The sequence below is a fragment of the Aurantibacter sp. UH7 genome (genome assembly GCF_056839165.1).
Genome location: NZ_CM166388.1, coordinates 899,514 through 911,580, shown reverse-complemented (window position 1 = coordinate 911,580; position 12,067 = coordinate 899,514). Strand labels below are relative to the sequence as shown.

The 12,067-nt window shown below is 33.7% G+C and carries 11 protein-coding genes; 2 read left to right on the top strand and 9 right to left on the bottom strand.

The genetic code is table 11. The features are described 5' to 3' along the window. Positions 1-4: 4 nt before the first annotated feature. From UH7x_RS03940 to UH7x_RS03910, 7 genes are all read right to left on the bottom strand, one after another. Positions 5-799 carry a cation efflux transmembrane domain-containing protein gene (locus tag UH7x_RS03940; protein ID WP_482362420.1) on the bottom strand — a complete coding sequence of 265 codons (795 nt, stop codon included), beginning with the start codon at positions 797-799 and terminating at the stop codon, positions 5-7. Between the two features lie 6 nt (positions 800-805). Next, entirely contained in the window at positions 806-1,180 is a 375-nt protein-coding gene (locus UH7x_RS03935) for a DUF3703 domain-containing protein (protein ID WP_482362419.1), read from the bottom strand. A gap of 60 nt (positions 1,181-1,240) precedes the next feature. Then, on the bottom strand, positions 1,241-1,615 hold the full coding sequence (locus UH7x_RS03930; protein ID WP_482362418.1) for a Fur family transcriptional regulator: 375 nt from the start codon (positions 1,613-1,615) through the stop codon (positions 1,241-1,243). A gap of 329 nt (positions 1,616-1,944) precedes the next feature. After that, entirely contained in the window at positions 1,945-3,102 is a 1,158-nt protein-coding gene (locus tag UH7x_RS03925) for a serine hydrolase domain-containing protein (protein ID WP_482362417.1), read from the bottom strand. Positions 3,103-3,352: 250 nt separating this feature from the next. Next, the gene (locus UH7x_RS03920; RefSeq protein ID WP_482362416.1) at positions 3,353-3,781 is read right to left on the bottom strand and encodes a lipocalin family protein; all 429 of its coding nucleotides are present in this window, start codon (positions 3,779-3,781) and stop codon (positions 3,353-3,355) included. Positions 3,782-4,211: 430 nt separating this feature from the next. Beyond that, entirely contained in the window at positions 4,212-4,793 is a 582-nt protein-coding gene (locus UH7x_RS03915) for a pentapeptide repeat-containing protein (protein WP_211061338.1), read from the bottom strand. Positions 4,794-5,073: 280 nt separating this feature from the next. Beyond that, a complete protein-coding gene (locus tag UH7x_RS03910) occupies positions 5,074-6,549 on the bottom strand; it encodes a serine hydrolase (RefSeq protein WP_482362415.1) in 1,476 nt (491 codons plus the stop codon). A gap of 170 nt (positions 6,550-6,719) precedes the next feature. Between UH7x_RS03910 and UH7x_RS03905 the strand changes: the two genes are divergently transcribed. Then, entirely contained in the window at positions 6,720-6,896 is a 177-nt protein-coding gene (locus UH7x_RS03905) for a tyrosine-type recombinase/integrase (RefSeq protein ID WP_482363573.1), read from the top strand. Between the two features lie 37 nt (positions 6,897-6,933). Here the strand turns inward: UH7x_RS03905 and UH7x_RS03900 are convergent, their stop codons facing one another. Together UH7x_RS03900 and UH7x_RS03895 are read right to left on the bottom strand one after the other, a co-directional pair. After that, the gene (locus tag UH7x_RS03900) at positions 6,934-9,405 is read right to left on the bottom strand and encodes a TonB-dependent receptor domain-containing protein (RefSeq protein ID WP_482362414.1); all 2,472 of its coding nucleotides are present in this window, start codon (positions 9,403-9,405) and stop codon (positions 6,934-6,936) included. 87 nt (positions 9,406-9,492) lie between these two features. Then, a complete protein-coding gene (locus tag UH7x_RS03895; protein ID WP_482362413.1) occupies positions 9,493-10,314 on the bottom strand; it encodes a helix-turn-helix domain-containing protein in 822 nt (273 codons plus the stop codon). Positions 10,315-10,581: 267 nt separating this feature from the next. Here UH7x_RS03895 and UH7x_RS03890 point away from each other — a divergent pair, with 267 nt between their 5' ends. Further along, complete coding sequence (locus UH7x_RS03890; protein WP_482362412.1) at positions 10,582-12,057, top strand: alkaline phosphatase D family protein; 1,476 nt, start codon at positions 10,582-10,584, stop codon at positions 12,055-12,057. The last annotated feature ends 10 nt before the right edge of the window (positions 12,058-12,067 follow it).

Genomic DNA, 12,067 nt, shown 5'->3' with positions numbered 1-12,067 from the left:
CCGCTCACTTGCTCAATTTCAGTATCCGAAACGCTCCTTGAATTACCAGCACAAAAACGATTGTTCCGATAATCAAATCAGGCTTATTAGAACTTAACCAATTTACCAAAATCCCTGCGATTATTACTCCTAAATTAATAATCACATCGTTCGAGGTGAAAATCATACTTGCTTTCATATGTGCTTCTTCTTTACTTTTTGACTTTTGTAAAATATAAAGACAAATTCCATTTGCGATAAGTGCAAAAATAGAAACGACAATCATTGTCGAGAAATTAGGAAGTTTCTCGTCTCCAAAAAACCGTCTTAAAACTTCCATAAATCCAATAATCGCAAGTGTAATTTGAAAATATCCAGCAAGTTTTGCGATCCGCTTTTTCTTAATTACAGTTCCACCAACCGCAAACAAGCTAATTCCATAAACGAAACTGTCGGCAAGCATATCCAAACTATCGGCAACAAGTCCCATAGATTTTGATATTATTCCAGTTGTCATTTCGATTATAAAAAAGATAAAATTTATTGCAAGTACAGACCAAAGTAGCTTCTTCTGATTTGCATTTTCTTTAAATTCCGTTTGGTCGGTTTGTTCAGTTGCTATTTTTTTTCCTCCTAAATTCAGTTCGCTAATAGACTTTTCGATTTGGTCCATTTCACCACTGTGAAAAATTGTCAACTTTCTATTCGGAATATCAAAGTTCAAATTCGCAATACTTGAAATTCCGTCAAGTTTCATTCGGATTAGATTTTCCTCAGAAGGACAATCCATTTTGGTTATTTCAAATATTGTTTTATTCATTATTAGTTAAATTGTAACGCCAGCTTTTTTAAAAATTTCTTGTAGTTCGTTTTCTATTGGAAATGGCTTTAAAGGTGGAACATTTGAACCGCCAGGATTTCCAACGGGAATTTTGCCAACAAAAGATTTAACTCCTCCAAAAATCAAGCGTGGGATTTGACCAATAATTTCTTTATGGTTTTTGATTTTAAATCCAAATTGTAACATTTTCCAATGAACAAAAGTGTGTGCGTAAGGATATTTTTGTCCAATTATGTGAGCACGTTCTAAATGATTCCACGCATTAATTAAATTTCCAGATGTTTTTTCAGCTCTGTATTTTATTAATTCTGTATTGAAATATGGTTTTAATTCTTTTGGTATTGAAGTGTAAAGTTTCATAATAACGGTTTAATGATATTACAAATTTAAATATCTTATGGTGCAACTCGATTGCAAAGATTAGTTGTTACAGTTGTTGCATAAACCTTTCACAACCATATTAGCTTGTTGTATTTTGAAGTTTTCGGGAAGTTCTATATTTTGAAAAGGAACGTCAAAAAGACAAAATGTTTTATTACACTTATTACAATAAAAGTGATAGTGTAAGTCTTTTGGGTCACAGTTACATCCTTCTGCGCAAACTGCATATTTTACCATACCAGAACCATCCTCGATACTGTGTATAATTTTGTTCTCCTCAAATGTTTTTAAAGTTCGAAAAATAGAACTTCTGTCTGTATAAGCTAATGCGTTTTCGATGTCTTTTAGTGACTGTGCTCTTTCTTGGCTTAAAAGGTGTCGTAAAACCACAGTTCTAACTGCGGTATTTTTCACTTTTTTTATTTTTAGGATTTCATCAACGGTTTGCATATTCCTATAAATATAGTTTTTAATTTTTTTGCATTACTTACAACGCAGCGCTATGGGCAGTTCGTCGTTTTTTTATGGAAATATAGTAAAATCCATCAACGATGTAACGGGAATAGTACTAATTATGAATTTGGATCCCGATTTCATCGTTTATCAAGTAGCCCCGTTTTTTTTACGGGCGTGACTTGTGGATTTTGCGGTATTGAGAATAAAAAATCGACAACCGTCCCGAAGCTTCGGGAACGTACCCGCCTGCCGGATAGGCATGTATAAATCAAGTTTAGAGAATTGGACTAGGGCTTTTCATAGAACACATTGTTAGCAGCTGTATTAAAATAATCGTTTACAATTGAATAGGTTTTATCCGCTAATCTATTTTTAAAAAAATCATTGTTGTTCGCAAGCATTACTATTGTTAATGGGCGCTTTCGCTCATAAATCACAAAAGTATTTGTGCCATTCCAAATGCCGCCATGCATAGCAAGAGAATCTGTGACTTCCCAACCCATAGAATAAAAAGATGGTTTATTCTTTAACAACTCTAAATCCTCTGAACATAATTCAATATCCATTGACAGGGGCTCAAAAATGATATCATGTGATTCATGTTTTAAAATCGATTTACTTCGTAAAGCCTTAATGAAATTTTGATAGTCGTTAAGGCTAAAATAAATTCCTCCGGCTCCTACTACTTCATCCATTGGATGGCCCTCAACTGATTGCCATAGGTTTAGGCTGTCTCTCTCATAACGATACGCATATTCAGGAATTTTTGATGAATCTGCATCATCAATAAATTGAGTTCGACTCATTCCAGCCTTATCAAAAACATACTTTTTAATATAATCCTCATACCTCATTCCGCTCACCTTTTCAATAATTTGGGCCAGTGTGGTGTAAGTTCCATTATTATATTCAAATGCAGTTCCGGGCGGGAAACGTATTATATTATTGTTAGCATACCATTCTATTATATCTTCATTGCGTGTGTATTCACTTGAGTTTTTTGTACTATTTTCTATTATCCAATCGGCATCTTCAATGCCAGAAGTATGCGAAATGAAATGTTTGATTGTTACATTCTTAAAGATTGGATATGGATAGTATTTATAAATTGTATCAGTTAATGAAAGCTTGCCTTCTTCCATTAGTTTTAATAAACCAAGACAAGTAAATTGTTTGGCCATAGATCCTGATCTTAAATTAGTAGAAGGGGTTATTGGCTTTTTTGTTTCAAGATTACGCAAGCCATAACCTTTATTAACTATTTTCTTATTGTCGTATAAAACTAGTAATGCAGCTCCAGGACTATTTTTATTATAGTGAGCACCATATAAAGAATCTAATTTTACTTGAAGATCAGCATAATCGGAATGGTTATTAGCCCTTTCTTTGTTTTCAGTTTTACAAGAAAAAAGACTTAAAATAAATAATACTAAAATTACTCTCATATGGTTTTATTGCTGCTAATCGTTCAGGTTATGATTAGTACGGCGCAGAAATCCAGCGGATTTCGAGCTATAGGCTAAGCAAAAGCTTATTGCCCGCCCGAACGTACCTTTTCGGTACGGGCGGGTTTTGTTTTATTTTTTGTTCTTAGCAAACCCGACGCTTCGGGGCCAAAGATTTAGCGACATTATAAATATAAACAGAACTTTACTTTAAATCCTTAGCCCGTATTAAGTATAGCCATTGATGGCATTAGTTATTTTCGCTCTGATATTTATAGCTGCAACCTTCAATACAAATCGGTCCGCTAGTTGGGGTAAGGATAAAATGATTTGAGAACAATTCTAAATCATATGTGATAAAGCCATCATTATTTTCCGATTGAGTTTCAAATCCATCACAATCATACTCAAGAGATAATTTATTTTCTTCGAGTGAAAATGTTCCAGTTGTACATTCAGTAAACCTATTCGAAGAAAAAGTTCCATTACTATAAAATTCAATTTCTTCTCCATTTTCTATATCGATCCAATATTGGGGTCCACCCGCACTTATAAATGCCTCGTTTAGTTTCCATTGTCCTTCTATCAAATTTGCATTTGGAGGTATTGGTTTATCCGCCACTTTATCACAGGAGGTTAATAAAAATAAAAGCAACATTAAAGAACAGAGATTATTCATTTTCAGGAGTATTATTTATTAGATGCATTTAAATATAAATGGTTGCTTATGATAAATGCCAACATAATGTAAGATATGACAGCTGCAAAGCAGTGTGCGAGTAGGAGCGCTGGCAAAACGAGATGAAGGAATTTTGGTCGACGCAGGCGTTCAAAGCGCAGCGAACACATGAATACTTTTAAAAACAATAAAAATGATATGAATAATGCTACATCATCGTTTACGTATAAGAATAGTTGCGGGTTTTAAGCAACTAATTTAGCAAATACAAACCGAATAGAAAATCTGCGAGTCCCGAGGCTTCGGGATTCGTAAGTAGGCTCGTACTAGCAATTAATTTTATACGTTATTATGTGCTGGCATTACTTTATCAGAGTTCAAATTGTCCGTTTCTATATTTTCAGTAATTAGCACTATTCTCGATTGTAATCTAAAAGCCAGGTTCTATTTTGATATTATATTTTGTTAAAAGTCCAACTACCGTTTCTAAAGTAAATTTAGCTCCTTTAATTTGATTATTTTCTGGGTCAATTGAAAAGTTGTAAGAACTTCTAAAATCAGTATTTTGCAAGTTTGTGTTTTTGAATATTGCATTTTGTAAGTCACAATCATCAAAAACGGATAAACTCAAATCACACTCCGTAAAATCAACTTCTTGAAGTTTGGTTTTCTGAAATGAAAATTTTGAAAGTTTCCGTTTAAAAAATGACGAATGATTTAATTGGCATTTGTCAACTTTTATTAAAAATCCAAAGTCGTTACATTTATCGAATTGTAAACCTAACATTTTACAATCTTTAAAAAGTACATTTTGAAATCCTGTTTGTAAAATATGAGCTGAACTTAAATTACAGTCATAAAATTCGCAGTCTATAAACCTAATTTTCGACAAATCAGAATTCGAGAAATTACAATTTAAAAAAGTACATAATTCATATTCGCCTTTTTCAAGTCCATTTTCCGAAAAGTCCTTTTTTTTAAATGTTTTTTCTTCTATAAACTGTTCATTCATTTAATCTCGATGTTTCTTTCCGCTTGCACATAACGTAGCGCTATGGGCAGTTGGTCGTTTTTTTATGGAAATATAGTAAAATCCATCAACGATGTAACGGGAATGGTACTAATTATGAATATGGATCCCGATTTCATCGTTTATCAAGTAGCCCCGTTTTTTTTACGGGGCGTAACTTGTGGATTTTGCGCCCGCCTGCCGGCTAGGCATGTATAGATGAACTTTAGAGAATTGGACTAGGGCTTTTCATAGGAGCCATTGTTGGCAACAGTTTTTTACTCTAGTCTTTTTTTAACAATTCATTCAATGTTTTCTTTGAGCCTTCACTACCTAATTCCACTGCTTTTGTGTAACTCTTTATAGCTTCTTCTTTTTTATCATATTTTAAGTAAGCTTCACCAAGTGAATCCCATAGATTGCCATCTTCAGGGAATAACTTCACATTAAGTTTAAATAGTTCTAACGCCCAATCAGGTTTGTCTTCTTTTTTCAATCTGCTATATCCTAGTTGATTAAGAATTGCATGATTACTAAAATTGTAATTAAGATTTATTTTTAAATAAGCCGGTAATTTTTCTGCATTTACTGATGGATTCGTTTTCATAAAGTCATGAATTAATTCATAAATGTTCTTTGAAATTGGTGTTGCAGTATAATTGGAATCAAAAATCATTTTGCCTATTTCTCGAGCAACGTTTTCTGATTCACTACCTAAAAACGCATTTGTTATGTATATAAGAACTACATCATCATCTATAAATCTAACAAAATCTGCAAAATACAATCCATTACTACCATTATGAGCAACGATTTTGGTGTCTCTATTACTTTGAGATATTGCCCAACCATAACCATAGTAAGAAGTCATTTTATCATTTTCGGCTACATACGGTGTTTCTTGGATTTCTTTAGATTTTGATGTTAAAACAACGTTGTTTTTTAAAGCTAAATCCCATTTATATAAATCTTCAATGGTAGAATGAATGTCTCCCTTACCTATACTATACCAATGTTTGTCATTGAAAGGAAGGTGCTGTTGGGTTGTTCCCCAATCTTCCCATTGCTCATCATTTCTGTTATAGTAGTAGCCATGTGCTAGTCGTTCTGTACTAAAGTTGATGCTTTTATATCCTGTGCTTTTCATTTGAGAAGGTTCAAACAAATAGTCATTTAGAAAAGAACTAAACGTTTGCCCTGAAACGGACTCCAATATAACCGTTAACATGATGTAGTTGGCATTTGCATATTGGTACTTTGCGCCTGGTTTAGATTGTAATTCTGATTCAAAGAATTCTTTTAGAAACTGTTTTTTACTTGCTTCATCATATCGAAAACCACCAGTTCTATTAGCAATTCCTGATGTATGAGTTAGTAATTGATGAATAGTTATATCCCTTTTATCAATAGGTGTCTGAATAAAATATGAACTTATTTTATCTGATGTTTTGATTTTCACTTGTTCTACAAGTTTTAAAATAGCTGATGCTGTAAACTGTTTAGTTACAGAACCAATATTAAAAACTGTTGATGGTGAGTTGGGTATTTTATTTTCCCTATCTGCCCATCCATATCCTTTGGATAAAATAATTTCTCCCTTTTTAGAAACTAAAACAACTCCAGAAAAGCCATTTGTTACGCTTGCCTCCAAATAAGTGTCAATTCTATTGAATAATTCTTCATTTGTGCTTTGAGAAAAAGAATTTAATGTTAAAAAGGTTATGAAAGCGAAAATTAGTGCTTTAATAGATGAATTCATTTTATGATTTTTTGATTGATTGATGAATAAGTCTGTTAGTTTTCTATTATGTTACAGGCTTTATTCCAATTGTTACCAACGACGATAACGGCTAATTGCAGTCATGGCCTTAGCCTTTATTGCATTTAGCCCATGTTGTATGGTGTTTTTTAACTCCTTAAAGTTAAAAAATAAAAGAACAGGTTTTTGATCCAAGCATTGGCCAGTATTGTTTTTTAGAAGCTGGGGCCGATATGCGTTTTATACAAGAATTACTAGGGCATAATTCAATAAAAACCAAGCAGATTTATACAAAAGTTACTCCACGTAGTCTGGCCAAGATTGCTAGTCCGCTCGATAATTTATAATCTATCTATAGCGAAACTACACCTAAAAAAAATTACTTTAGAACTCACGTTTACCAAATTCACTATCGATAAACTTCGCTTTGTTTTTACCGTTCTTAAAAGTGTAAGCAACATTAAGCAATATCATATCTACTTCGTACACATAATTGGTAGTCGTATAAAATTCATTTGGTCGATAAGTGGTTATGCGCTGTTCGTTAGTATCTAACAAGCCCATATCTATATTTTGCCATTGCAAGGTTGCTGTTAGCCTATCATCTAAAAACGATTTCTGAAAAGTTAAATTCGGAGCATAAAAACGGGAATCTTCACCCTGGGCCGTTATTCTCTCAGACAAATAATTAAAAGTAAATTGTAGCGATGCGTTTTCCCAAAAGTTATAGGTAGAATTTAAATTTATAGAATAGACAGTTGCCTCCGTATTAATTGGTTGACTATCAAAAGAACCATTAATATTATAATTGTAAATATTGACTCCTAAAAAATTAGACCAATTTTGCGTAGCTTTTAATTGCGCGCCAACTTCTATTCCGATTGCTTTTGCCGTACCTACATTCGAATATATTCTGTTTAAAATGGTGTCGTTATAAATAGTATTGACCCGGTTTACCACATTTTTTACATTTCTAAAATAAGCGGTGGCAAAAATAGAATTACCACCTTTTAGTTTCTGAGTAATTCCTAATTCTATGAGATCAATAAATTCTGGTTTTAATGTTGGATCACCCTGTTCTAAAGTTTCTGAATGTTCTCGTTCCGGAAATGGATTCATTTTAAAGGTTGGTGTTCGCTCAACCCTTTTACTATACGAAGCTTTTATATTTGCCTTTTCACTTACGGCATGTTGTAACGATGCCGACGGATATATTTTGGTAAAGTTGTAGGTATATGTAGTGTCTACTGTATTGGCCTTGTCGCGCAACTCTAATGTTCTATTCATACCTTCAATACGAGCACCAGCAGCGTAATTCCATTTGTTGCTTTTTCCAGAAAATTGGGTGTACGCAGAATTTATAGTCCTTTTTAAATCTACCTCACTAGAAAATTCTGGTACGAGTTGGAAGGGTGCAGCGTAGTCGGTTCTTCTTTCATAAACAAAATCGCCAGTATGGTTTAAATTGCGAAACTGATAACCAATTTCTAGCGTTCCAAAGCTAAACGACTTAAAACGATAGTCGGCTTGTAAACGAACTCCGTTTAAGGGGTTGTCATTGGTGTTGTATTCATCTTGATATAAAATTGAACGATCCGGTTCTCCTAAATTTTCACTCACAGTAGGGCCACCCAAGAGGGTATATTCATATAAGAAAGAAGTGGATAGACGTGCATCGTTTTTAAAGATATGTTCGTAATCAAAACTACCCAAAGCAAAATCACTTTTTCGTATTCTTAAATTGTGATTGTAATATTGAAAAGTGCGAAAGCTATTTGCATTATCGGCAGGCGTTCGTGCATTGTTATTATAATAAACAATATCGGCCAAACGATCCTTACTGCGCTTACCTGCAAAAAAACCTAACGAAAAGGTATTGGTGGTATCTGGAGTGAAATCTACCGTAAGCCTTCCGTTGTAATTTACTTCATCAAAACTGCGTTCTCCTGTAGATGGAAACTGCGTTAGCGTATCATTAATAATCGTATAAACATCGCCTTCTCTTCGTCCGCCTAAATCGTTTCTTTGGTAATTGGCTCCTAAAGAGATATTCCACTTTTCATTTCTAATATTGTAGGTGGCATCTATGCCATAACGCTGGTGGTATTTATCGTTATCATAGGTTTCTATAGACGGTAGTCCGCCCTTAATATTCAGCTGTCCATAAGCGCCATCGGTTGCGCCCTTTTTAGTGATTATATTTATAATGCCTGCTTTGCCTTCGGGATCGTATTTTGCAGAGGGTGCAGTAATAACTTCAACACGTTGAATAGCATTGGCTGGCAGTTGCGCCATTAATGCACTAGTATTTCCTTGTGTAGGTTTGCCATTCAATAAAACCATAAACCCAGAACTACCGCGTACACTTATTTCACCTTGCGCATCGATACTAACCGATGGTAAATTTCGAATTACATCTACACCAGTACCACCTTGGGCATTTTTAAACTTTTGGGCATCAAATACCTGACGGTCAATTTTATTAATTACAGTTGCACGTTCGCCTTTTACAATTACCTCGTTTAATTGATTGCCAAGTGTTAGTTGTATGGGTTCTAAGTTTTTAATTGTTTTTGCTGTATAGCTAATGTTGTTTAGCGTCTTTATATCATATCCAATAAAAGATGCCTCCAAATAATAGCTGCCGCTTTTTAAATCTTCAATAAGAAATACACCATTTAAATCGGTGATAACTCCTGTAATTAGGGTGCTGTCTTTTTCATTAAATAAAGCAGCTGTTGCATATTCTAACGGAAGACCTTGCTCGTCTATAATTTTTCCTTGCATTTGTGAAAAACCTGTAGTTGCAGACATAGCGAAAACAAGAAGTACTAGCAATTGATGATATTTTGCCATAATCGGTTTGGTAGTTTAATAGATGTGCAAGTTATAAGTAGCATACAAAGTATAATGGTGTATTCTACAATTAAATGGTATTCCTTGTTATTTAACTACTTTTCTAAATTGTAATGGTGTTACCTTGGTATGGCGTTTAAAGAACTTGGTGAAATTAGAATTGTCTTTAAAATTTAAGTCATAAGCGATATTGCTTATATTCTTTGAAGTATATAATAACTGGCGCTTTATCTCTTTTACTAACTGTTCGTTAATTACGGTTGAAGCAGATTTATCAAAGACTTTCTGGCATACGGCATTTAAATTTTGCGAAGAGGTGTTTAGTTTGCCAGCATAATAATCCACATTATTGTTGAGGTCTTCAGACAATAATTCCATAAAATTATGTTCTAAAGAATTGTTTTGATCTTTGGTGATATTAGATACTGCGATAATTTTTGATAGTAGCGCTTTCAAACAACTCTCAATAACTTCTTGGTTTATGGTATTGGCTTTCATCTCTATATGTAAGGCCCTAAATAAAATGTTAAGTACTTCATCATTTTTCGGCATTACTACCTTTTGTAGCGACTTTAATTCTATCAATTGCATATGAATCGATTGGTCTAAAATAGTGTCTAAAAAAGATGCTTTAATAATAATTACATAGCCTTCCGGAATTTTATCAATATGCCAATGGTGTACTTGGTTTTTATGAATTAAGAAAAGTACCGGGGGTGTAACTTCTAAAGCTTCTTCATCCAAATAATGAAATCCACTGCCTTTGGTAAAATATGCTAACTCAAGATATTTATTGTGCTTATGAGGCTTGGTGTACCTTTTGTTCACATCAAACGGTTCAACCTTTATATCATTATAGGTTGATATTTTATTGTAAACAGGAATGTCGTCATTAAAACCGCCGCTCATTGTAAAATTCTTGTAGACACGATTATCGAAGTTTAGTAGATATTCTTAAAACCATTACGATAAAAGTATGAGGTTAAATTTAAACTATTCCCTTCAATTTGTTTATTCAGATTGTCTTTTTAAAGGGTAATTTTTTATTGTAAAAAATATGATTTGTGGTTTTTTTATATTTTGAATAATGGTAGTCGTAATCTTCAGCTATTGTCTTTTATATTTATTAAATTGATGTGACAAACAGTCAACCTTAATTTTAGTTCAGTTAATAGTATGAAAAGAAGAAAGTTTATTAAGAATACAACCGCAGCTTCAACCGCCGCTATTATTTTACCAAGTTTTGTAAATACTGAATCAGCACCTTTTTTTGGTAACGGAATTCACAATGGTTGGGCGGATCAGAATTCGATTGTATTATGGACGCGTTTAACCGCAAATCCAGAACTGAATTCAAATGGTAAAATGTTCACAGAAATTACGAATGAAGACCATAAGAAATATTCGAAACTAAAAGATGGGGCGTTCTTAGAAAGTGTTCAGATTCCTAAAAATTTATCACTAAAAGATATGGATGGGGCTTGCCCGGGTAGTGCTGGTGAAGTGCAACTTACGTATTACCCTGCAGCTAATAAAGCCGCTAAAATCACAGTAGATTGGCTGGAAGTAGATGCTACTAAGAACTTCACTAAACAATGGCGCTTAACAGACTTGCAACCCAATACGGAATATACCGTTGTAATTAATGCTAGAAAATCAGCTAAACATAGTAGCACAAATACCATAACCGGAACTTTTAATACACCTCCAAGTAACGATGTGCAGCAAAAGATTTCTTTCGGGATTGTTAGTTGTCACGATTATAATAGAAGGGATAACGAGAAAGGACATCGCATTTATAAAGCGCTAGAAAAGGATAACCCCGACTTTTTTATTCATACTGGAGATATAGAATATTACGATAAGAAAAACCCCTATGCATTTACAGAAAAATTAATACGCTTTAAATGGGATCGTATTTTTGCGCTTCCTTTTCAACGGAATTTTTATAGCAATACCACTTCTTATTTTATGAAAGATGATCATGATACCTTAAAAGATGATGCCTTTCCGGGTACTACTTATGGTACGGTCTCTTTTGAGCGTGGACTTGAAATTTTTGATAACGAACAGTTTCCATCTAACGATAAAACTTATAAAACTATTCGTTGGGGAAAAGATTTGCAGATTTGGGTTTTAGAAGGTAGAAATTATCGAAGTAAGAATACAGATCCAGACGGACCAGATAAAGTTATTCTTGGGGAAACACAAAGAGAATGGTTGTTTAAAACCATTGATGCATCTGATGCTACTTTTAAAGTGATTATTTCCGCCTCGCCAATTATTGGGCCCGATAGACCAAAAGGGAAAAATGATAACCACTCCAATAAAGCTTTTGAACATGAAGGCAATATGATAAGAGAGTTTATAAATAAACACGATAACATTTACATGTGTAATGGTGATCGCCATTGGCAATATGTAAGCCATGTTAAAGATTCTAATTTATGGGAATTTTGTACCGGTGCTGGGTCCGACAGTCATGCCGGTGGTTGGGAACAGGAAAATGTAAAACCGCTGCATCGTTTTCTTAGAGTAAAAGGAGGATATTTATCGGGCGAAGTTTACCATGAAGAAGAAAAAACGAAGCTGAAATTTGAGCATAAAGACGTTGATGGTAACGTAATGCACCAAGAGGTTTTTACACGATAATGTTTTAGTA

Excerpts from the sequence above, each read along its gene's own strand:
- UH7x_RS03890 (WP_482362412.1), top strand. The coding sequence starts at position 10,582 with ATGAAAAGAAGAAAGTTTATTAAGAATACAACCGCAGCTTCAACCGCC.
- UH7x_RS03920 (WP_482362416.1), bottom strand. The coding sequence starts at position 3,781 with ATGAATAATCTCTGTTCTTTAATGTTGCTTTTATTTTTATTAACCTCC.
- UH7x_RS03925 (WP_482362417.1), bottom strand. The coding sequence starts at position 3,102 with ATGAGAGTAATTTTAGTATTATTTATTTTAAGTCTTTTTTCTTGTAAA.
- UH7x_RS03940 (WP_482362420.1), bottom strand. The coding sequence starts at position 799 with ATGAATAAAACAATATTTGAAATAACCAAAATGGATTGTCCTTCTGAG.
- UH7x_RS03935 (WP_482362419.1), bottom strand. The coding sequence starts at position 1,180 with ATGAAACTTTACACTTCAATACCAAAAGAATTAAAACCATATTTCAAT.
- UH7x_RS03915 (WP_211061338.1), bottom strand. The coding sequence starts at position 4,793 with ATGAATGAACAGTTTATAGAAGAAAAAACATTTAAAAAAAAGGACTTT.
- UH7x_RS03900 (WP_482362414.1), bottom strand. The coding sequence starts at position 9,405 with ATGGCAAAATATCATCAATTGCTAGTACTTCTTGTTTTCGCTATGTCT.
- UH7x_RS03895 (WP_482362413.1), bottom strand. The coding sequence starts at position 10,314 with ATGAGCGGCGGTTTTAATGACGACATTCCTGTTTACAATAAAATATCA.
- UH7x_RS03910 (WP_482362415.1), bottom strand. The coding sequence starts at position 6,549 with ATGAATTCATCTATTAAAGCACTAATTTTCGCTTTCATAACCTTTTTA.